16 protein-coding genes and 1 pseudogene are annotated in these 21,282 nt (G+C 60.9%); 6 read left to right on the forward strand and 11 right to left on the reverse strand.

The window, feature by feature from the left end; genetic code table 11:
* Positions 1-22 precede the first annotated feature (22 nt).
* The 3 genes from HGI46_RS15865 to HGI46_RS15875 form a co-directional block, all read right to left on the reverse strand.
* On the reverse strand, positions 23-1,684 hold the full coding sequence (locus HGI46_RS15865) for a carboxylesterase family protein (protein WP_168905040.1): 1,662 nt from the start codon (positions 1,682-1,684) through the stop codon (positions 23-25).
* Positions 1,685-1,752: 68 nt separating this feature from the next.
* Positions 1,753-3,918: a TonB-dependent receptor gene (locus tag HGI46_RS15870; protein WP_168905041.1), complete on the reverse strand. Its 2,166-nt coding sequence runs from the start codon at positions 3,916-3,918 to the stop codon at positions 1,753-1,755.
* 95 nt (positions 3,919-4,013) lie between these two features.
* Positions 4,014-5,045: an alpha/beta hydrolase gene (locus HGI46_RS15875; protein WP_168905088.1), complete on the reverse strand. Its 1,032-nt coding sequence runs from the start codon at positions 5,043-5,045 to the stop codon at positions 4,014-4,016.
* Positions 5,046-5,428: 383 nt separating this feature from the next.
* Between HGI46_RS15875 and HGI46_RS15880 the strand changes: the two genes are divergently transcribed.
* Entirely contained in the window at positions 5,429-6,340 is a 912-nt protein-coding gene (locus HGI46_RS15880; RefSeq protein WP_240946821.1) for an alpha/beta hydrolase, read from the forward strand.
* A gap of 278 nt (positions 6,341-6,618) precedes the next feature.
* Here HGI46_RS15880 and HGI46_RS15885 read toward each other — a convergent pair whose 3' ends face one another.
* Entirely contained in the window at positions 6,619-6,921 is a 303-nt protein-coding gene (locus HGI46_RS15885) for a HigA family addiction module antitoxin (protein ID WP_168905043.1), read from the reverse strand.
* 387 nt (positions 6,922-7,308) lie between these two features.
* Here HGI46_RS15885 and HGI46_RS21920 point away from each other — a divergent pair, with 387 nt between their 5' ends.
* Positions 7,309-7,461, forward strand: a complete 153-nt coding sequence (locus tag HGI46_RS21920) for a hypothetical protein (RefSeq protein ID WP_162896294.1) — start codon at positions 7,309-7,311, stop codon at positions 7,459-7,461.
* A 441-nt stretch (positions 7,462-7,902) separates the two neighbouring features.
* On the opposite strand, the gene HGI46_RS21925 is transcribed toward HGI46_RS21920, so the two are convergent.
* From HGI46_RS21925 to HGI46_RS15910, 4 genes are all read right to left on the reverse strand, one after another.
* Entirely contained in the window at positions 7,903-8,151 is a 249-nt protein-coding gene (locus HGI46_RS21925; RefSeq protein ID WP_118075614.1) for a hypothetical protein, read from the reverse strand.
* A gap of 254 nt (positions 8,152-8,405) precedes the next feature.
* Positions 8,406-11,609: a type II CRISPR RNA-guided endonuclease Cas9 gene (gene cas9, locus HGI46_RS15900; protein ID WP_168905045.1), complete on the reverse strand. Its 3,204-nt coding sequence runs from the start codon at positions 11,607-11,609 to the stop codon at positions 8,406-8,408.
* 449 nt (positions 11,610-12,058) lie between these two features.
* Positions 12,059-12,625, reverse strand: a complete 567-nt coding sequence (locus tag HGI46_RS15905; protein WP_118075612.1) for a group 1 truncated hemoglobin — start codon at positions 12,623-12,625, stop codon at positions 12,059-12,061.
* Positions 12,626-12,635: 10 nt separating this feature from the next.
* Positions 12,636-13,472 (reverse strand): DUF3034 family protein, encoded by an 837-nt coding sequence (locus HGI46_RS15910; RefSeq protein ID WP_168905089.1) that lies wholly within the window; start codon positions 13,470-13,472, stop codon positions 12,636-12,638.
* Positions 13,473-13,761: 289 nt separating this feature from the next.
* Between HGI46_RS15910 and HGI46_RS15915 the strand changes: the two genes are divergently transcribed.
* Positions 13,762-14,343 (forward strand): methylamine utilization protein, encoded by a 582-nt coding sequence (locus HGI46_RS15915; protein ID WP_206065770.1) that lies wholly within the window; start codon positions 13,762-13,764, stop codon positions 14,341-14,343.
* An 8-nt stretch (positions 14,344-14,351) separates the two neighbouring features.
* Complete coding sequence (locus tag HGI46_RS15920; RefSeq protein ID WP_168905046.1) at positions 14,352-16,685, forward strand: EAL domain-containing protein; 2,334 nt, start codon at positions 14,352-14,354, stop codon at positions 16,683-16,685.
* 211 nt (positions 16,686-16,896) lie between these two features.
* On the opposite strand, the pseudogene HGI46_RS15925 reads toward HGI46_RS15920, so the two are convergent.
* Positions 16,897-17,130, reverse strand: a pseudogene (locus HGI46_RS15925) (IS3 family transposase); the annotation flags it as partial.
* 635 nt (positions 17,131-17,765) lie between these two features.
* Here HGI46_RS15925 and HGI46_RS15935 point away from each other — a divergent pair.
* Together HGI46_RS15935 and HGI46_RS15940 are read left to right on the forward strand one after the other, a co-directional pair.
* Positions 17,766-18,920 carry an ATP-binding protein gene (locus HGI46_RS15935; protein WP_206065771.1) on the forward strand — a complete coding sequence of 385 codons (1,155 nt, stop codon included), beginning with the start codon at positions 17,766-17,768 and terminating at the stop codon, positions 18,918-18,920.
* Complete coding sequence (locus tag HGI46_RS15940; protein ID WP_168905047.1) at positions 18,898-19,233, forward strand: response regulator; 336 nt, start codon at positions 18,898-18,900, stop codon at positions 19,231-19,233. The genes HGI46_RS15935 and HGI46_RS15940 overlap by 23 nt, the downstream gene beginning before the upstream one ends.
* 473 nt (positions 19,234-19,706) lie before the next feature.
* On the opposite strand, the gene HGI46_RS15945 is transcribed toward HGI46_RS15940, so the two are convergent.
* Both HGI46_RS15945 and HGI46_RS22165 read right to left on the reverse strand, forming a co-directional pair.
* Positions 19,707-20,258 (reverse strand): thermonuclease family protein, encoded by a 552-nt coding sequence (locus tag HGI46_RS15945; protein ID WP_206065772.1) that lies wholly within the window; start codon positions 20,256-20,258, stop codon positions 19,707-19,709.
* A gap of 353 nt (positions 20,259-20,611) precedes the next feature.
* Positions 20,612-21,217 carry a hypothetical protein gene (locus HGI46_RS22165; protein ID WP_240345024.1) on the reverse strand — a complete coding sequence of 202 codons (606 nt, stop codon included), beginning with the start codon at positions 21,215-21,217 and terminating at the stop codon, positions 20,612-20,614.
* Positions 21,218-21,282: the final 65 nt, after the last annotated feature.

Below are 21,282 nucleotides of genomic sequence, written 5' to 3' on the forward strand. Positions count from 1 at the left end.
GAGGCAAACAGCAAGCGCGCATTCATGCAAGGACCGCTCGTTCAGCAGCATCGACCTCACCGACCATGACCGGGCTGCTGGCCAACTGCAGCGAGGCCATGTCAACACCCGAAACCGCGCGCCACGCCGGGAGGTCCGGGGCCTTTGGCACACCATTGGCGGCAAATGCCAGCAGAGCCCTGACCATACTGCCCGAAAGCGCCACTGCTTCCCTGCCGCCGCCGGTCATCGAGGCACAAGTCCGGGCGTTACCGAACCAGAACGGGATGTCGAGGCAATGAAAGGCCATCGGCCGCCCATCCAACACCGGACACTGCCACGTGAACCAGAACAGCCACGTCGGCGCAGAGCCGGTTTGCAGCCTGCGCCGCGCCTGATCGATCACGGCCTGGCGGATCGGCGCCGTGGCCATCCGCGACCACAGTGCAAATGGCTTGTCCTGCGGTCCTGTTGCGCGAAGGGCAGCGATTGCAGCTTCTGCATTTGCGGGCACGAACCGCGCCACCTTGCGCCGCAATTCGTCGTCAGTCATGGCGAATGCGGCAGGATCGTTGATCCCGGTAACGAACTCGTTGAGCGTGGAGCCGATGATCAGCGGAACCTGCGGGTCGCTGGCGGCATGGTTTGGATGGCGGGGATCTGGCAGCAGAATCTTCCCGTCGAGCGTGGGCGCGAAGTTCAGCATGTCCGGTATCTGACGCACGTCGACGAAACCGTCGAATGTCGGATTGATCCGCGCCAACACCCGCTCTGCCGCAGCGCGCAGCCGCACATAGGGCAGCGCCTGCAAGGATGGCATGTCGCCCCGGGCAATGCCGAGTTCCTCGAGCACCAGGACCGAGAGCCTGCGCGCTTTATCAGGGGTGTTGAACATCGCGAAAGAGCCGCTCAACACCATAGCGCGATGATAAAGCCCCTTCGCCTCCGGCATCGCCATCAATGCCGTTACTTTCGCGCCACCGCCTGACTGGCCGAAGATGGTTACGCGCGTTGGGTCACCGCCGAACCGGGCGATATTGTCGCGCACCCAGCGCAAGGCCGCGACGATGTCGAGCATTCCGAGATTGGCTGATGCGGCATGCTCCTCCCCCCATTCCGACAGGTCGAGAAAGCCGAGCAGGTTGAGCCGGTGGTTCAGCGTGACCACCACGGCCTCGCCGGTCGCGGCAAGGTTCGCGCCGTCGAAGGCGGGGATGTCGTGACCAGATCCCGCCGCGAAGCCGCCGCCATGCAGCCAGACGAGGACCGGACGGGGCGCGTCGTCGAGCGCCGGGGTCCAGACGTTGAGCCGCAGGCAGTCCTCGTCCTCCACTGCATCGTTCCAGCGGAAGATGAAGGCTTCCTCGTCTTGGAAGCGGCCGGTGCCCTTGTCCTGGGGCGCGATCGGGCCATAGTGCAGGCACGAGCGAACCTCTGCCCACGCCCGGGGTGGGCGCGGCGGGCGGAAACGACCGGCCCCGCCCGTGGGCGCGCCATAGGGCACACCCTTGAACATCTTCACCCCGCCCTGCCGGTAGCCTCGGACCGGACCGGCAGTGGTCATTGCCGTGGTAATGTCCAGACCGGTATCAATATCAGCGTCGGCGGGCAGCACGACATTCTCCTGCGCAGACAATGTCATCGATGGTGCCAGACCAACCGCACCGGCCATGGATGCAGCACGGATGAGATCCCGCCTCTGCATGGCTCAGCTCCTTGGGTTTCCAGGCGATACCTGTGGGTGGAGGGGAACAGGCATCGCCGGGCGCCGCGTCAATTGGTGTTGAGGCGGAAAGTCACCCCGATCGTGCGCGGGCGAGGCCCTGCCAGCAGGGTCGGGCCATTGGCAGAAGTCGGGCCGCGAAGATCGGACAGGTTATCGCCGAACAGGCGCACTTCGTAGCGATCGAACCGCACGCCGATGCTCGCCTGATAAAGCTCGTAAGGATTGATCTCGTTTACCGTAGCATCGCCAAGCCGCGAGCGACCGATGAACGTGGCCGAGCTGGTGGCGAAGAGCGTGGCATTGCCGATCGGCTGCTCATAGCTCGCATCCAGACGGAAGTTGTGCGTCGGCGTGTTGAGCAGGCGCAGACCGTTCGAAATACGCGGATCTGCGCCGGCAAAGGCCGGGCGGACGCGGGTGAACTTGGAATTGTTGACGTTGCCGATGGCGTTGAGGGTGAAGCCCTTGAGCGGGGTGCGCCAGGTTAGCTCCATGTCGATCCCCTGCGCCTTGCCGTCGCCCAGATTGGCAAAGGCAGCAAGGCCGATCGAGGTGTTGAAGGCGCTCTGGATGTTCGTGTACTTGATGTCGTAGAGGCTGACAGCGACGCGCAGGTCACCGCTGAAAAGCGAGCCCTTCATCCCCACTTCAAGGTTGCGCAGTTTGTCCGGCGTCAGCGAGATATCACTCGGCACGCCATCGGCAATCACCGCATCGGCCTGCGCCTGCGATTGCAGGATGCCGCTGCGGAAGCCCGTCCCGGCATTGAAGAACAGCATCCAGTCAGGGCTGGGGTTGATCGCAAGGTTGGCGCGCCAGGTCAGCGCGTCGGGCCGGGCCTTGCTCTGCACACGGACGCCGTTCGAGATGGAATCCGCCTCGCGCCGGTCCTTGAAGTAGCGCAGGCCCACCAGCGGGACGACCTTGCCGTCGAACAGCTCGTAGCTCGCCTCGGAGAAGACAGCTGCGTTCTCGGTCTTGGTAATAGTCTGCCCGTTGAGGCCGAACGCCGGGAAGGTCAGGCTGAAGGTGTAGAGGCTGCGGGCGTTCTGGTAGAACACGCCGGCTACCCCCTTGAACGGCCCGCCGTCGTTGGTGGCAAGACGTAGTTCGTTCACGAAATTGCGGGCGTCGCCGCCGTTTATCAGAACGCCCGTTCCCAGCGGTGCGCCAAGGTTGAGGCCGACCTGAAAACCACCCGGCAGGGACTTCTGGTAGGACGTTGCATTGGTCAGCGTCACCCCGCCGAACTCGCGCTCGATGGTGTTGGATGCGTACCACGCACGGCGCTTGTCGAAGCCCACAACATCGCCCTGGAATGCCGCGAACGGCGGATCGAGCGAGTTGATGACATTGAGGTACTTCTGGTCGGTGGCGAAATACCAGAAGCGCGTACGCACCGAAGTCAGTTCATCCGGCTTCCACAGCAGCACGGCCTGAATGTCCTTCGAGGTTACGTGGTTGGCGTCCTTCTCGCGCGGGGTGCCGGTGGGTGCGCCCGAATAGATGTCGGCTACGCCCGCGCGGCGATCGTACCCGCCGCTCACGCGCAGACCGAGCTTGCCTGGTACCAAGGGCAGGGAGATTGCCGCCGCACCACGATAGTTGGGATCGCTGGCCTCGGCCGTCTTGGAAAGCTCGAGTTCGCCGGCGTAAGTCGCGCGATCGAGATCCGGGTTCTTGGTATGGTAGATGATCGTGCCTGCGGACGAACCGAGGCCGTAGAGCGTGCCCTGCGGTCCGCGCAGGACTTCCACCCGGTCAATATCGAAGTACTGCACTGGCGGCGCGGCCTGGTTGTTGGGCACGCCGAAGGGCGTATCGTCAAGGTAGTAGCCGATCAGGCCATCGCCGATTGGCCCGCCCGCGCCTGATCCGCGGAACGAGAAGATGCGATAGCCCGCGCCGATCTCCTGCGCCTGCGATGCGCCGGGGATCAGCTGGATCAGATCAGCCCCGTCGCGCACGTTGCGCTGCTTCAGCACGTCACCGTTGAAGGCCTGGATTGCCAGCGGCACCTTGTCGAGGCGGACCGAGCCGGACTTGAGGGCAGTGACCACGATCTCGCCCGGATTGGCAGGTTCGCTGGTTGCCTCGCCTGATGCATCCTGCGGCGCGTTCTGGGCAAGGGCCGGGGCCGACATCACCAGACCAAGCGCCGCTGAGGCAATCAGGGCGTTGAGCAGAACTGCCGTCTTTCGATAGATTTTCATGCTAATCCTCCCATTGTTGGTTTTTGCGTGAGCAATCGATTACGCAATTGTCGGTAAAACGGTGGCGGGACTACCTGCCTCATGGTTCGTAGCTGTCAGACAGGCGGCCGGATGGCGAAAGCTGCGCGCAGGGTGCGCTTCCACGCAGCGGTGAATGCTTGCGAAGCGCCAGATTCGGGCACCACGAAATCGAAGCCGTGGAAAGCGCCGGGCATAACCAGGAGTTCGGTCGGAATCCCGGCCTGCACCAGACGGCCAGCATAGGCGATGTCTTCGTCCACGAAGAGATCAATCGACCCCACACCGATAAAGGTGCGCGGCAATCCTGCAAGATCGGGGGCCCGCGCTGGAACACTTCCGGCAGGAATGGTTGGTTGGCCGGCAGGCTGGCCAAGCAGGCTGCTCCAGCCGACCACGTTGCCAGCCTCGTTCCAGCCGATGGTGCCGATGAACGGCGGCACCCGCCGCGTCGATCCGGTCCGGTCGTCGAGCATCGGATAGATCAGGATCTGGCAGCACAGTGGCACGCTGCGGCGGTCCCGCGCCGCCAGCGCCACCATGGCGGCGAGCCCACCTCCAGCGCTTTCGCCTTTAACCGCAATTCGCGTGCGATCGACGCCCAAAACATCGGCATTGGCATGAAGCCAGGTCAATGCGGCGCAACAATCCTCGAGCGGTCCGGGAAAGCGGGTCTCGGGGGACAGGCGATAGTCAACCTCGACCACCACGCAGTCGAACTCCTTGGCGAGTTGCTGCGATGCCGGGATAGTATCCTCCATCCGGCCGACGATGAAGCCGCCGCCGTGAATGTGAAGGACGGCCGGGCGCAAAGCTGCTTTTCTGCCCGCGCCGATTACCGCCACTTTGACGGGCGGGTGGCCTGGCGCGCCCTCAATCAAGCGAAGTTCGACCGCGGGCGCAGGCGCTGGCAGCACATCAGGTGCTGGCGGCGCAGCCTTGCGCATTCCCACGATCGCTGCGTGATCAAGGGGATCAGGCAGCGGGCGTGACAGTATCAACCTTGCCCCTTCGCGCAATTCGGGATCGAGCAGCGCCATCGGGTCGACGCTTGCCTTGGCGATCGCAGGAGGTCTCGGGCCGGAACGCGCCTGCAACAGGACTGGCATGGCTGCAGATGCCAAGGCTGACGTTGCGAATGTCCGGCGGGTCAAGCTCACGTGTCATGTCTCCCAGCCATGCTCTCTGATGGAGTCTTGGCAGTTGCGTAATCGATTTCTTACACCTTGCAGATGATAATGCAATCGATTACGCAAGCCATAATGAAAAATCGGCCTGCACCCGACGGCCGAAAGAGGATACGACGATGGCTGCACTCAAGCGATTGGTGGCGTTTTACCTGACTTTGGCAGTGCTTTCCGGCCTTGGCACAACAGCAAGCGCACAACCCACGCCGCCGCCTGCCATCAAGGTCGAAAGCGATGGCACCGTCCACGTTCCGGCGATGGCAGTCCCCGTTTCCTCGATGCTGAGCCCCGAGGCCAAGGCCTACATGGCCGAGCACCTCAAGGACATGCAGGATCCCGAAAAGGTCAAGCAGATTGCGGGCGTGCCCGTGTTCATGAAGGGTTATCTGACAAAGGCGAAAGAGACTTTCGGCCATACCATGACCGAACGTCAGATCGCTGGCGTCCACGTTCTTGATTATGTCCCAAGTGACGGGATTGCCCGCCAGAATCGCAGGCGCGTGCTCATCAATCTGCATGGAGGTGGCTTCATGGGGTGCTTCCCCGGCTGCGCGGAGCTCGAATCCATTCCAATTGCCGCGCTTGGCAAGGTCCGCGTCGTATCGGTCGATTACCGACAGGGCCCAGAGCACGTGTTTCCGGCAGCAAGCGAAGACGTGGCCGCGGTCTATCGCGAGTTGCTGAAGTCCTATCCGGCGCGCAACATCGGCATCTATGGCTGCTCGGCGGGTGGCATGTTGACAGGAATGGCAACGGCCTGGTTCCAGAAGCATGGTCTTCCTCGTCCAGGGGCAGTCGGCGTATTCTGTGCAGGTCTCACAACGTCTGCTTTTGGCTTCGGCGGCGATGCTGATTTCATGACCGCCGCAATCGGCGATGCAAGGGCTGCTCCATCGTGGCCCATCAATGACGAATTACCGTGGACGGCATTGCCATACTTCAAGGGAAGCGATCCCAACGACCCTCTGGTTTCCCCGGGCTCATCAGACGAAACCCTACGCCGCTTTCCGCCAACTCTGATCATCTCCGGCACGCGAGGCTTCGAACTCAGCTCGGCCGTAAAAACGCACTCGCGGCTCACTGCTCTTGGCGTCAAGGCAGATCTTCACATCTGGGAGGGGCTATTCCACGGCTTTTTCTACAATCCCGACATCCCGGAATCACATGAGGCCTACGATGTAATGCTCCGCTTTTTCGATCGCAATCTGGGCAGGTGATCATTACGCGGATCGTAGGTTTCGATGAAGAGGATTGAATAGCCCCTGGCTTTCTGGACGCCTTGCGCTTTCAAAATCTGCTGCCGTTCGAACTCGACGGGTGACAGCATCCCGTTCCTGACGTGATGTCGATGATGCTTTGACGCTATCGGAGCGAACCGAAGTTTGATCAGGTTTCCGGCCCATCGCTTTGCACGGTGAGCCGGAAATCTTTGGCATGAACGAACGGCAGGTTCAGGAAGAATGATCAGCACCCGCGAATGTCGCCATTGGCGGCGTCAGGCCGCGTTCGCGAATCTGCGAACCTTGATGTCGCCTTCATGCTCGCGGGCTTGCGCGAGTTCGTAGGCAGTCTGCATCCGCAGCAACGTATCAGCCCTGACGCCAAAGGCCTTTTCAAACCGGATCGCCATATCGGCAGAAAGGCTTGCGTTGCCATTGAGCAGCGTACTCAATGCCTGCCGCGAGACGCCAAAGTGCTGTGCCAAGGTCATCACGTTCACCCCGGCACGCTCCACGATTTCCGTCTTTAGCCAATTGCCAACACGGACAGTCGGAGACGGGTGCATCCCAAGCGCCATGATAGTCCTCCAAATCCAGATCGATCAACGCACCCTCGGCATTCACGCCAAAGGTCATTCGCCAGTTCCTGGTCACAGTCATCGACCAGGAACTGGCTGAGATATCCCAGCGCCAAATGTAGCCGGCGGCGATTGTAGACGTCTTCGATGAATGGCGGAAGCAGAGTTGCTCCGTCAGCATAGGTCTCGAAGGCTATCGGGCATACCGCCTCGACTTTGAACGTCTTCATGAAGCTCTCGGCCTTTGCAGTGTCGTACGGATTTCCCCGCCGGCTCATCGAGCCGACGATGCTGGTTGCGGCGAGGATCTCTCGCTAGGCGGAAGCTGCATATTGCGATCCGCGGTCCGATTGATGAACGAGGCCAGGCGATGGATGGCGGCGTGCGATGGCGGCTTCGGCCAAGGGCGACAGCGCCTTCCGAACAGCCCCGCTCATCGAGACAAAGACGCTGGCTCTGGTCGGCTGCGCAACGCCCGGCTTCGATTTGAGCGCCCAGCTGTCCCCGCTTCGGGTGAATTGTTACATCCAGCCCAAGTGAGCTCATTGCCCCGAGAGCCAAGCTTTGGGACGGGTTGGATACCCGCCGCCCCCACTCCTCGTATTCGGGTCAAGGATCGCGTTGCCGCTGGACCGGGATTGCTGGAATGCTATACTACCGTCACTCGCATGACGCTTAGGCTGTTGTTGCAGCTGGGCCGCGATTTCTGAAATGCCATGACAGATGGGTGGCTGACCAGTTGACTAGTGACTGGAAACAGCCCCATCTGTCATAGCTGAAATGCAAAGAATCCAGATCGTGGCGAACTGCTTCGGATTTTTTCGTTGCCCGACCCACTGCGCAAGCGACGCCCAGTCATGGGCATCAGGCGGATCGAACATAGCCAGTACCGATTTGCGATCTTCGAAACGCCTGGCAGGCGCTTGAGCGAGACGTTGGGTCGCCACAGACACAGGTGAGATCGTCCCGCCCAGACGCAAATCATGCCCGATCAGCCCGTGAAGCAGATTGATGGTGGGCGCCAAGTGCAGGTAGCAGCCCGGCCCCGATGATCGGCCTGGATGCGCCGGATAGCATGACGGTGTCGCCACAGTTCACCAGGGCATTGGCACTGTCGGCGTGCGATTCGCGGCGGAAGTCAGCGCCCATCTGAGCGGGCCGATATTCTTGCGCGGCCTGCGCCTGCAGATTGTCAGGGTCGCCGGAGCGGACGCGCCGCGCCATCAGCATGAGTGCATTGGCTTCTGCCCTGCCTCACGCCGCCAGCAAGGACGCCGGCGTTGTCATCCTGGCGACAATGGTGCCCTGCCAAAGCTGTTTGGATAGCGGGCGAGCCGCATCCCATTGCGCCCGCATCCTCGCTGCCTGGGCATGATGCCCATCAATCGGCGATATGACGACGACTTTGATTGGCAGCGCAAGGGACCATAGTTGCGCCGCGTTCGGCGAGGGCCACGACACGGCGGGTCTCATCGATAGTGAGGTTAACGCGGCCCGGGATCGAAGATGCGCCCAAGTTCGTCGATACGAATCTGCCGGGCGCTGGCCTTCTGCAGACCGCCAGCAGATGAATAGAAATATTTGAAAGGATCAATATCGGGCGAAGTCGTGTGTCGCGCTTTCAATGGCCCTGCTTCCTGATGCTCGGCGAAGGTAATCTCTCCCCCACTGGAAAATTTCACGACCCGCATGATCTTGCGCGGCTGGCCTTGCGGCTCGACCGCTACCAAGTCGTTCTGGCGCAAACTCAAAACTCTCTTCGCCGCTGGGTGTGGGCGCTGTGCAGGCTGGCCGGTCTGGTGCGCTTCAAACATGGATACAATGCTCGAACGAGATGCACCGTCCCTGTCCTTCCAGCGTGATATCCATTTCCCGTCCGGCATCCGCCACACGTCATATCGCGCGTTGGCATCGCCCTTGTAGGCTTTGAAAGCATGGCCCGATGCGTCACGGATCGGGATGACCTTCAAGGCTTCGCGCACTCTTACATGCCGTATGCCCTTGAACACAGGATCTGATCTTGAAAACCCGGCCAATGCCGCCTGAAAATCCTTACCCGATTTGCCATCAGTGGCCTCGCGCAGTGCCCGCTGCAAAGCAGCGTCGGGGATGCGGATGGGATTGGAGAGGTCATCCGGTTTGAGGCTGAGCAAAGGCACGCGGTGGACGACAATCGGCAAGCCGCTGTCGCTGGCGAGGCCGGTCAGTCCGTAGGCAGTGTCGTTATGCAGCCGTGCAGCGGTGACATCCTTGCCCTTTGCCGGAACGCCCTTGCGGCCATGCTCAGCCTTGTGACTGACAACGACGCGCGCCAGAGACTCATGCAGGTCTTCGCGGAATGTTTCCCAAGGCGTTGGTAGATCGATGAAAAGCTGGTCGAGATCCTGACGCTCGGCGCGTTCTGCCGCCTTCGAAATGTCCTTGAGCAGGCTGCGTGTCGTGACCCCGACAACAGCGGCATCAATTGCATGGTGACGATGATCCAAACGATTTTTTGGTGCACCGCTATGGGGATTCTCGACGTAATTATGATCGGGCAGCAGCTCGTTCAAATCCCATAGCCGTCGCAGCATCGCGGTCATGTGACCGGGGATGACATGAACCCCGGCAGTGTCGGGATAAAGGCTCGAAAGATAGGTCCCTACCATCCGCGACAGATATTGCGTGTCGGTCAGTTGGCGCGCGATAAAGTCGCCCTGCTGACCAAGGCGCTCCATCGCGTCGAGCGCGAAACGCCATTGCTTTGACTTATGGAGCCGTAACACTTGCTCGGCGATGATCGCCCAGCGTTCAGTGTGTCCCCAGGCTTCCCAAGGCGTCTTGTTGCCCTTCTCCTGCTTGCAGCTGCGATGCGCGACAACCTTGTTTGCGGCGCTATCGTCGAGGCAACGCGAGAACGGAATGATGTGTTCGATCTCGGTTTCGCCTGAGAACAATGCCATTTGCTCGATGTGATGTCCGCAAAACGGGCAGCACCGGTCGAGCGGATTGTTCGGACTGAGGTCTTCCCACAATTTCAGGAGCGCCCGGTTCGCCCCGGTATCAGGCTGTCCGCTTTCGAGCAGTTTTTTCGACCTGGCCTCAGTAGCGCGAGTGTTCGCGCCGATGCGCCTGTTGCGTTCGGCCTTTTTTTTCTCATTGAGCTTAAGTTCGCGTGCCAGTTCGACAACGATCTCATCGGGGCGGCCATGCGCCTTGATAATGGCATTCATCAGGCGGCGAAGCTGGTTCAGGCCGATATGAACCGTGGGATTTGTGATCTTGCCCCAGCGTATTTCGTCATCGTCGTTCGGATCGAGCGAGCCGGGCGGAATCTCCCTTGTGAGGATTTCACCGTAGTAAGGCAGCTGGTCTTGTATCTCCCCGGTGCGCAAATCGCTGCGCGACTTTCCGAGCGCGGCTTCCACTGCTTCGCTGTATGTCAGCGGATGTCCATCTTTCGACCCCGACTTGAGTTGGGCGAGAATCAATCGGCTGGCCGTTTCGCCGAGGCGCCCATGGCCTTCTGGCAGGCGCACACGCCCAATTGCTTCGGCCTGATCCACAGTGACACCGTGCGTTGCCATCAACCAGTCGCGCAGGCGCACCGGGTCTTCCTCCTCTGCCACCGTGTCGATGATTGACCATTGAGCGCCGGGATCGAAATGTGCCCAACGATCGCCAAAGCATTTCTTGTCACTGAATGCGGTAAAGATCTCATCGCCGACAAGACCTGTGCGGTTTTCGGTAGCCTTGTCGAAGCTCTCACCATCAGCGAGCTGCAGCAGTTTCGCCAGGCCCGAGAAAGTCACCGTCTTCGCCGACTTGAGCTTGAGGATGATCTTGTCGCGCTGGTCGAGCGTCAGCTTTCGGGATGGTGCTCCCGCTCTGGTGATTTCAAGCTGATTGACCTCTTCATACACCCGCCGTTCCTGGAACAGCGGGTGGGCCTTGGGCAGACGTGGCTCTTCGTTGAAGAAGGCGCAGCCACCGACCTTGGGTGCCTTCAATGGTCGCTGGAAAAAGATGATGCGCCGCAACCGGTCGCGGACAGCATCGGTCAGCAACGCGGGATTGCATGCGGCCTGTGCGGCCCAGATCGCATCGAACTCAGCTTCCAGATGGCGGCGTTCGGGGTAAAAATCAAAGCCATCTCCTTCGGCGCGCAACCGCACGCGTCTTGCATCCCTGTTAGCCAGAAACTCCCCATAGGTGCGCGCGCCTGCTTCATGCATCGCCAGATCGAGCGCCTTTGCACCCTCCGCGATCTTGCCACCCTCCTCGCCACCCCCCGCTTTGCGCTCAGCCTTGCGGTTCGATTTGAAGCCTCGCCGCTGGTTCAGATGGAAGAGCACTCGACCGAGAAGGTGGGCATCCAGCGCTCTGTCCAACGCTTGCGCGCGCAGAACATAAGGATCGCACCCGGTCAGGGCTTTGGCTTCCTGAACGTCAGCAGGCATAAGGCCAGTGTTGATCAAGGCGTCCAGCAGAGCGGACCGACGCCGAACATAGCGATCGCGCCGCCGTCGCTTCGCCCGTGCATCGCGCCGGTCAACCGCAAGCGAAGCCCCTGACCTGGGATCACGACCGTCGGAGAATATTCGGACACCAATGTCACGCAAGCCGACCGGCTTTCCCTGTCCATCGATATTGAAAAGGCACCAGCCTATGCTGTTGGTGCCAATGTCCAGGCCAAGACGCGTTGCCATCCAGAATTCCTAACCTGCAGCGCGCAAACTTTTAAGTGCGATCTTGACGGCAGCAAGTGCGATGATAGCATTTGCCTTCAGAAATTGCAGGTCTGGTTGTTAACAAGCAACCTGATTGCACCAAATAAGGTGGGGGCTACGGCCCCCACTTTTTATCGCGCGGTTCGCCCGACTTGCATCGAGGAAAGTCCCGATGCTGTGGTGCTGGCCGCGCACCTGAGAATGAGCTCAAGCAAGGTCTTGAGGCGTCCGGTGTGGCGGCCCTTGCACGAGCGCTGGAAACGGGGCTGCGCAGCTCGCAGCCCAGCGAAGCGCAGATACGCTAGCTGATAGACCGGATGAGAAGCGCATTCGGGCAGAGGCGTCAGAACCTTGGCTTGCCCCCAGGGTGATCGGCGGCCCACGGGGGCTCATGTTCCGAAACCCTGACGGGCAGAGCCTGCGACCGCTCAGCGTTCGACGATGTCCTTGTCCATTGGCGCGAGCTTGGAAAGCAGCCGGTTCTGCGCGCGGAACGGTACATCGTTTTCACGCATTGCACGCTGCAGGTTCTCGACCAGGGCATTGAGGTCGGCGCGCGTCGTGCCCAGATTCTTGTGCGAGGACTTCATGTCTCGGCCGGTATATGTGCAGCCAGCATCAAGGAGATAGCAGAACTGCTCGAACAGGGTGCGCCGCAAACGGACCATATCGTGGTTCTTGAAGATCGGAGCGATACGTGGATCGGTGGTGTTCAGGTCCACGAACCTGTCGACCAACCTGCGAATGCCGGCCTTGCCGCCAAACGCCTTGGCCAGAGTGTCTCCCGAGAAGGGCGTTGCACCAGCATTGGCCGGCGATTGCGGGTAGGGATCGACTGGAAGCTCGCCTGTAACCGGATCACGGACTTTCTTCTCGACCCCGAACTCCTTTTCCCAGTCGACCGCGGCAGGATCCTCCTGCTGGATCACTGCACCTTGCGGCTCGGCGCTGACAGGTTGTGCTGCAAGCAGCGCAAGAGCGAGAGCAAGTGTCATGGGATATCCTTCAGAATGCGAACTGGAGCGAGACGAGGCCGCCGCGCTGGCCGTCGAACGTGGCGATGGAGCCGACGTTGGCATAGGCGGCAGTAATGGTAGCATTGCGGACGAAGGCCCACGCAACAAACAGGTCATGAGCATCATCCTCCCGCGCGATCGCGAGATTGCTTGGACGAGTCCGGTATTCACCGCCGATGACGAGGCGAGGTGTCAGCATATAGGCAACCGAACCTTCGAACTGCAGCGAACGCGCACGCTGATCCGGCCCTCCGAAGCCAAGCAGGCCGAACTGGTTGGCATTGGTCAGCCGCGCGGTAGCGTTGACCAGCACGCTCTGCTGCAGGAAGAGCTTGGTGGCACTTACGGTGAAGTCGGTGCCATTCGGCGATGAGGCGCCTACTGCCTTGACGATGGCGGCATCAAGGCTGCGCTTGTGCTGCAAGCCGATACTGATCTGTGGCAGCAGCGGCGGACCGTAGACGAGATCGCCGATGAGCCGGACCTTGGCGCTGAAGATATCCTGATTGAACTTGTAACCCTCGCCCAGCCCCAATGCCGCGCCGACCTTTCTCGTGTCGAAGTTCTGGCGAGCATAGGCCAGTTCAACCCTGTCCTTGATGCCAATGGAGGCGCCATGGCTCTGCCAACCATAGTCGGCAAGTTCGATTTCCGTGACATGAGCCGATATGCCAATACCGCGGTCAGTTTCCATGCCGCCGATCGTAGCCCAGCTGGCAAGGCCGCCGCCGCTCGAGCCTTCGATGGAGGAAATCCCGTTGGTCAGCACCAGTTTGCCGCCGTCCAGCAGGGGGTCGGCATGGGCTGCTGGTGCTGCGAGGAGCATGGAGCAGAACAGGATGCCGGCGGCAGCGCCCGGCCAGGTTGTCCGCCAGCCGGGGCGTGCTGCAAATGCCTTGGATGCCTTGTTGCACATAGGGGAGATCTCACCGTCATCGCCAGTCTTGCGAACTGCGTTAACCGAGAGACGTTGGGAAATCCTGAATACTGCAAGCCGAAAGATTCTGATTGTATTAGGAACTTTCTGGCAAGCCGCTTCCATGCAGGACCTGCCGAAGCACCGCCCCCAAGCCCCGCGGACGACGTTCGCTGCCCGCTTGTCGTGGATAGCCATCTTGCCCCTTCTGCTTTCGGCAGCGCCGCCGCCGATTGTCCAGGTGCAGGTCGTGGATCAGGCGGGCATGCCGGTGCGCGATGCGGTGGTCGAGGTGGTGCCTCCGCCGGGTGACAAGCGCATTGCGACCTTCCGCTGGCGCAATGCCATGGCGCAGAGAAATCTCGCTTTCACTCCGGGCACGCTGATCGTGCCTCGCGGCGCGACGGTGGCATTTCCCAACTTGGACAACGTGCGCCATTCGATCTACAGCTTTTCCAGGCCGGGTCCGTTCAAGATCGAATTGTATGGCCAGGATCAGACGCGCACGCAGCAGTTCAAGGTGGCGGGCACGATCGCGCTGGGGTGCAACATCCACGACCAGATGCGTGGCTACATCCGCGTAACCGACTCCCCTTATGCCGCGCGCACGGATGTAAACGGACTAGCAACGATCGAGGGACTCGGCCGTGGTTCCTACGACGTGATCGTGTGGCATCCAGGCATGCGCGCGGCTGGTGGCGAGTGGCGCGGCAAGCTTGTCATGGAGCCGGGCAATCGCGCGCACATCGCCATTGCTGTCCGTCCCGGGCCGGCCAAATGATCGTGAGCGTGAAGGCCGTCCTGAGGCGTCTGACCCGGCTCGCGATGGCCAGTGCCGGGCGTCGGGCAAGAACGCTGGGCGGCAGGATCGCACTGCTTTACGTCCTGCTTCTCGCCTGTGTCATGGTCGCGACCCTTGCTGTCGCCAGTTCGGGCATTACCATGTTCGCCAGGCAGGCTGCAGAACGCGAACTTTCTGCAAACGCACGCGTTTTTGACCAGATCATCGCAACGCGGCAGGGGCAGATGGCCGATGCAGGCGAGGTGGTGGCGCGTGATTTCGGCTTCAGGGAAGCCTATGCCACAGGCGATGCCCCGACGTTGACGTCAGCGATCGAGACCCTGCGCGACCGTGCAAGGGTCAGTGCAGTGGTCATCGTACACCTTGATGGCAGCGTGATTGCATCCGATGGCGCAAATGCAATCGATGGTGCAGCCATGCTGGACCGGCTTGAGCAAGGACAGGATCGCGGAGTTGTCATCCTTGATGGGACGCACGCTCTTGCTGCGGCGGTACCGATCGAGATGCCCGACCTTGCTGGATGGCTCGTTCTGGTCAACCGGCTCGGGCCCGAGGACATGAAGCAGCTTGCCCGCCTGTCCGCGGCCGAGGTTCAGGCCAGCATATTGGATCGCTCGCAACTGGCAGGAAGCCTGGCCTCGGTCGGCTTGGGCGAGATCAGGACCATCGATGGAGATGGCGGTCAGCTGCTGGTGCAGATCTCGGCGATTGCGAGCCTGCAGAACGCCTTGCAGCCTCGACTGGTTCTCGCGCACTCGCTCGACAAGTCACTGGCGCAATACAGCCGTTTGCGTCTCATTCTGGTATTGATCAGCCTGGTTGGCGTGCTGGCCGGGGCGTGGGCCTCCATCCGTCTTTCCCGAGGGCTTGCCCGGCCACTCCAGTCCCTGGCTGAAGCAACCCGCGCCTATGGACGCGGCACAGTGGCCAAGGTCAAGGCTGAAGGGGTTATCGAGATCCGCTCCCTGGCCGACAGTTTCAACGCGATGGTCGACGCCGTCGAGGAGCGCGAGCAGCAGGTGCTTCATGCATCGCTCCACGACTCTCTTACCGGTCTGCCCAACCGCCGGTTCTTCATTGAAGAGCTGGATCGCGCCGTCACGCGCCAGAACGAGCGCCACAGGAATTTCATCGCCTTCATCGACGTCGACGATTTCAAGGCCATTAACGATACGATGGGCCATCCCGTTGGCGACGAAATCCTGCGCTCGCTGGCGTTCACGCTTCGCGACCGCTTCCCCGATGCGATGGTTGCGCGCTTTGGCAGCGACGAGTTTGGGGTCTTGCTTGGCGGACTTGAGCCGGCAGAAGACTGCAACTCCATCGCTCGATCGCTTGAAATGGTGCTCGGTCGTACCTTTGCCAGCGATCGCAACCTTGAGATATCGGCCTGCGTCGGTATCGCCGTAGGCCCGCAGGATGGCGCCAGCGCCAATGCATTGATGACTGCTGCTGAACTCGCACTGTCACGCGCCAGAAGCGAAGGCAAAGGCTCCTGCCACTTCTTCGAACCCGATCTTGATGCCGAGGCCAGCCGCCGGCGCCGCATGGAAGTCGATCTGCGCAGTGCGGTTGGCCAAGGTGATTTCGAGCTCCATTTCCAGCCCCTTTTCTCGATCTCCGAAAACCGGATCAAGGGTTTCGAGGCGCTGATGCGCTGGCCACACGCAGAACAGGGGATGATCAGTCCTGTTCAGTTCATCCCGATTGCCGAGGAAACGGGATTGATCGTGCAGATGGGCGAATGGGCCATTCGCGAAGCCTGCCGACAGGCTGCCAAGTGGCCTGGAGATGCTTCTGTTGCCGTCAACATCTCGCCGCGGCAATTGTCCTCGGAGGGGCTTGTGACCTGCGTCGCCCAGGCCTTGGCCCAGTCAGGCTTGCCTGCTTCGCGGCTCGAACTTGAGATCACCGAAAGCGTGTTTATCGGCGATGTCGACAAGACCTTGAAGATTCTTCATTCCTTGCAGGCGTTGGGCGTGCGGGTGGCACTCGACGATTTTGGCACGGGCTACTCCTCGCTCAGTTATCTGCGCTCCTTCCCGTTCGACAAGATCAAGATCGATCAGAGCTTCGTTCGCGCCATGAGTGAAGGCGGCAGCGCCAACGCCATCGTCCGCGCGATCACGACCCTGGCTGATGCTCTGGGCATGGTGACGCTAGCCGAAGGTGTAGAGACGCCCGAACTGCTCGAGGCGCTACGCCTGGAAGGGTGTGACATGATCCAGGGCTACTTGATCAGCCGCCCGGTCCCAGGCGCTGAGGTTCAAAGTCTGTTAGCACTCCAGAAGCCGCCTCAAAGGCTGCGGGCGGCCGGCTGACCTGGTTCAAAGCGCCTGACACCGCTTGATTCCCAGACTGCAGCGACCTGTCGCGCGACAATCAGGACGAGAATCCGGTGTGTCGGGATCGGCGGAGAGCGTAGCCCGTAGTCGATCCCGACACACCGGAGGCACTCTTTGCCGGGTGCCTGTGATGGTCGTGGTGGCCGCTATGTGTCGGGTTTTCCTGAGAGGAGGACCTGACCTGTGACCGGTCGATCGCCAGCTTGCGCAGTAGATACGGATAGATCCGGTGTTGCGGTTGCGGATCGCTGGTGCGTGGCCGCTGGTAGATCGGCGTCAGACCCATCTTCGCCATCAGGCGTCGCGCCCGACGGCGACCAATATCCCGACCATTGCGCCGCAGATGCCGCACTATCTGGCGGCTGCCATACCACGGGCACTCCATGAAGGTCTCGTCGATTACCACCATCAGGTCGGGATTAGCTTAGCATTCCGTCCAGACTTCCGGCACCACCTCAGTCCGCGCAGATTCCGCCTGCAACTGCGCGCAAAATCATCCGCGACTTACGCAGCAACGGCCTGCTTCGGGAGCTCCTGCCTGCGTGCGGCCGGGCGCCGGCTACGTTCGTTTTTCCGGAGCTGTTAAACATTGCCGAAGGTAGGCAGGCATTCTGACTGGGGCACGGTTCTCCGACAATGTCCAAGACCAGATTTCCTATCGCCATTTCCTCGTTGCCCTACAGGCTTGTGGCTGATCAAGCGGACCTCATGGCCAAATGATTGGGCATGGCGGCTCCTAGAATGGCTGTTCGGGCGGGCTTACAGCGCAGGCGATGCAGGAAGCCTTCGCACAGTAGCGGCTGCAGCTTCGTCAGGTCGATCGCCTGGAGGTGTGCTGGTGCCACCTGCCTCTCCTTGATGCGCCAGATCGGCGCAGTGAGCATCATCCGATGCGGGACGAAGGGTGCTTCCACCGCATCAGTTCATTCAACCATCGCCAAGATCTCGTCCGCAGGGAAATTCCGCGAGCGGCACAGGATTGAGCCACACCGCGCAAGCAGGCAGATTGCTTCCAATGTCGTTTGCGACAATGCTGGGGCCTGTTAGGAGCGATCAATGGAAATGCTCGACAGGTTGATGCGCTTTTTCCTGCAGACGGGCTTGCCGCCCCATGGCTTTTGCCTGCTGTGGGATCCGGGTCTTGTCTGGACGCATGTCATCGCCGACGCGATCATTGCATCGGCATATTACTCAATTCCGGTTGTGCTCTGGTTGTTCTTGAGGCGTCGTCCGGACCTGGAGTTCGGGTGGTTGCTGGGGCTTTTTGCCCTGTTCATCCTGGCCTGCGGCACAACCCACCTGATCAGCATTCTCGTGTTGTGGGTTCCAGCCTACGGAATCGAAGCTCTCGTCAAGGTCATCACCGCAATTGCCTCGATCGTGACAGCAATTGTTCTGTGGCCGCTGCTACCGAAACTGGTTGCCGTTCCCTCGCCGAGCCAGCTGCAATCCGCACTTGACCGATTGCATGTCGAGATGGCCGAGCGCGAGCATGCGGAAGAGATGCTGCGGCAGTCGCAGAAAATGCAGGCAGTGGGCCAGTTGACTGCAGGGATCGCGCATGATTTCAATAATCTTTTGGCGATAATCAACGGCAACCTGGAGCGGTTGAAGCGCGGAAGTGATGACGAGCACAAGACCGCAAGAAGCATCGAGAATGCCCTTGCAGCCAGCGAACGGGCGGCAAGGTTAACCAGCCAGTTGCTCGCCTTTGCCCGCAAGCAGCCTCTCATGATCGTCCCGGTCGACGTCAATCAGGCAGTCTGCGATCTTGTACCGCTGATCGAACAGACGACCAGCCAGAAAATGACTGTCGAGACGGACTTGTGGCCTGAGTCACTGGATATCGAGATCGACAAGAACCAGTTCGACACAGCGATCCTGAACCTCGCGCTCAATGCCCGGGACGCGATGCCGGACGGTGGTCTTCTGCGGATCACCACTGCCATGGAAGGTGGGTCCGTTGCTATCTTTGTGAAAGATCAAGGTGTCGGGATGGATAGCGAGACCATTTCACGGGCGGTCGAACCGTTCTTCACGACCAAGCCGGTCGGTTCTGGCACGGGCCTGGGCTTGAGCCAGGTGTTCGGGTTCGTGGTGCAAAGCGGTGGGCAGGTCACGATCGAGTCCGAGCCGGGAACTGGAACCAGCGTGAAGCTTTCTTTTCCGCGACGTGTTGGAGGGGCAGATGAAGCGAGTGCTGGCTGTTGACGATGAGCCTTTGCTTCTCGAGCTCCTCGTCGATGAGCTTGAACTTGGCGGTTACAAGGTCGAAAGTGCCTCGAACGGTGATGCTGCCATGGCGCTGCTGGGTTCGGATCACAGGTTCGACGTGATCGTCACGGACTTGAGGATGCCTGGCAAAGTCGATGGCTGGATGCTTGGCCGTCATGCCCTCGACGGCGATCCGGAAGCTCGCGTAGTCTACATGACAGGGTATGCCGAAATGCCGGCGGTGTTGTCCGATCGGGAGAAATTTCTGCGCAAACCCTTCACAATGGACAAGCTTTTCTCGCTCCTCTGAGAAGGACCGGTCTTCCCTTCCAGACCTTGCGGGCGATATTTGTGTGTCGTCCTGGATCAACCCCTATGTTCAGTTTCGAGCCGTTTGGTGAGCTGCTGCGCAATGCGCGAATTGGCAGTCGCCCCGCAATTCCCGCCAACGACCGACCACCGGCCCTGACGCGAAGCGAAAGTCAGGTTGGCGAGGATCGCCAAACCCGCACAACCGGCCCGGAGCATCTGGCTGCGCCAAGCCGACCTTGACGGCAATCCGGTGACACAGGGATGCCAGCAACCGGCAATGCAACGATAGAGCACCGGCAATAGAATGATCTGACCGCTGGCAAAGCAAGGCTTGCCATTCATGGTCCATGCAAGCGTGCTGTCGACTTTCCCGGCAATGGTTTTGCGGGGCGTGCCTTATCGCCGGAAATGGCCGGCCCATCGATCGCCGGGAGAACATGGCTGTTGAACGGTTCGGGCGTGCGCTGCATTTCACGGCCGGACGATGGCCCGCCTGTATCCAGCCGCTTGCGCCTCCGCCTCGCTACAGAAGATTTCCTCCGGGCGGGTGGCTTCGTAATAGGGCATCCCCGGCAGATGATAGATCCACTGTCCGCGCCTGTTGCGATTTCCCTTGATCACGCAACCGGATACGCGTGACGGGCGAGGCGTGAAGGCTCGTGCGGTAGCGGCACGATCTCGAGGTTGGCCTGCATGGCGAAAATCGGCTGGCATCTGGAAGGTGCTGCTCCAGATACCAAGGCCGTCGCGTTTGGCCCGGAGCTCCGCATCGGCATAGTCGAGACTGTACTCGCGATAGGCTGTAGCCCAGCCATTCTCGACCAGAACCCGGTTCAGGTCTTCAGAACCGGCCGTGCAGGTAGACACAGCCCGGCCATAGTTGTCGGTGCTCAAGCGTGTGCAACGGACCTGGGCACCTGCAATCAGGGCGGAAAGTTGCTCTTTGGCCGCTTGGCCGCAGGCCCAGGCCTCGCCATCGCGCTGGCATGTCTGAGCAAGTTCGGGCGCATCGATCCCGAACAAGCGGACCTTCTGGCCAGCGACAACAAGGGAATCGCCATCGGCTGCGGTTGCACTTCCCGTTATAACCTGAGCGTGTGCCGGAAAGGCCAAGGCTGCAACCAGGACAAGGGCAGCGGTCCAGATGCGCATCGTCATTCCTTTGCCGGATCCATTCGCAGAACCCGGATAGAATTCAAGAAATTACGATTCGGTGACCGGGCAGCAGCAGGACCGCGCAGAAGGGTTGCAGCGTGCCCGGTCCTGTCCGGGCGGTGTGGTCCTCTGGACAAGCTCGGCGATCTGGGTGGCGATGCGGCTGGACAAGCGTTGCCTCGGGGCGGGATTCGTCATGGCGGCGCCCGCTTGCTGGCAGGTCAGGCGGCAGACGGGGCGATGGCCGGCGGCACGATCGTCCAGGCCCTGCTCATCAGCCTGCTGATTTTCACCCCGACTCCATCGCTGACGCGGCACAGGATCGTCTTGTGGCCCGACTGGACCACGCGGAAGCTCCGCTCGCTCTGCCCGTCGGTGAAGGTCAGCGGCTCGGCGAGAACCAGCATGTCGCCGGGCGCCGGCTTGCGGCGCGCGGTCAAGGCAAGGCGCTGACGACAATGTTCGCGCCACTGCGCGGCATATTCATTGCCGGGTGGTCCGAGCAGGTCGAGGATCGAGGCCGGGCAGTCGTAACTGTACGGCCCCATCGTTTCGGTGAGATCCTTGTAGCCGAACGCCTCGCCGCTGCGCGCGCAGGGCTTCCATTTGACAAGGCAGATGATCGCGAAAGTCTCGCGCGGGCCATTTGCGTCGTAGCTCTGACACGCGGCGTAGTAGGCACCTGAACGAACCGTCGACTTCAGGACGCGCAGACCTGTCGTCCGGCCCTTGTCGGGGTCGGGCGGAAAGGTGCACTGGTTGTCGAGATAGGCTTGCGGCGTGGCGAACGGAGCCATGCCATCGCGTGACATGAATAGCCAACCCATGGTCTGTTCTCCTCAACGATCGCCCGTTGGCGCGGATTCTTGCAAACTCGGTCTCGCGGACGACA

The organism is Novosphingobium sp. ERW19, assembly GCF_012641315.1.
Classification (GTDB): Bacteria; Pseudomonadota; Alphaproteobacteria; order Sphingomonadales; family Sphingomonadaceae; genus Novosphingobium.

Excerpts from the sequence above, each read along its gene's own strand:
- HGI46_RS21925 (WP_118075614.1), bottom strand. The coding sequence starts at position 8,151 with ATGCTGATGGCGCGGCGCGTCCGCTCCGGCGACCCTGACAATCTGCAG.
- HGI46_RS21920 (WP_162896294.1), top strand. The coding sequence starts at position 7,309 with ATGGCGGCTTCGGCCAAGGGCGACAGCGCCTTCCGAACAGCCCCGCTC.
- HGI46_RS15935 (WP_206065771.1), top strand. The coding sequence starts at position 17,766 with ATGGAAATGCTCGACAGGTTGATGCGCTTTTTCCTGCAGACGGGCTTG.
- HGI46_RS15905 (WP_118075612.1), bottom strand. The coding sequence starts at position 12,625 with ATGACACTTGCTCTCGCTCTTGCGCTGCTTGCAGCACAACCTGTCAGC.
- HGI46_RS15870 (WP_168905041.1), bottom strand. The coding sequence starts at position 3,918 with ATGAAAATCTATCGAAAGACGGCAGTTCTGCTCAACGCCCTGATTGCC.
- HGI46_RS15940 (WP_168905047.1), top strand. The coding sequence starts at position 18,898 with ATGAAGCGAGTGCTGGCTGTTGACGATGAGCCTTTGCTTCTCGAGCTC.
- HGI46_RS15885 (WP_168905043.1), bottom strand. The coding sequence starts at position 6,921 with ATGGCGCTTGGGATGCACCCGTCTCCGACTGTCCGTGTTGGCAATTGG.
- HGI46_RS15865 (WP_168905040.1), bottom strand. The coding sequence starts at position 1,684 with ATGCAGAGGCGGGATCTCATCCGTGCTGCATCCATGGCCGGTGCGGTT.
- cas9 (WP_168905045.1), bottom strand. The coding sequence starts at position 11,609 with ATGGCAACGCGTCTTGGCCTGGACATTGGCACCAACAGCATAGGCTGG.
- HGI46_RS22165 (WP_240345024.1), bottom strand. The coding sequence starts at position 21,217 with ATGGGTTGGCTATTCATGTCACGCGATGGCATGGCTCCGTTCGCCACG.
- HGI46_RS15875 (WP_168905088.1), bottom strand. The coding sequence starts at position 5,045 with ATGCCAGTCCTGTTGCAGGCGCGTTCCGGCCCGAGACCTCCTGCGATC.
- HGI46_RS15910 (WP_168905089.1), bottom strand. The coding sequence starts at position 13,472 with ATGCTCCTCGCAGCACCAGCAGCCCATGCCGACCCCCTGCTGGACGGC.
- HGI46_RS15880 (WP_240946821.1), top strand. The coding sequence starts at position 5,429 with ATGGCCGAGCACCTCAAGGACATGCAGGATCCCGAAAAGGTCAAGCAG.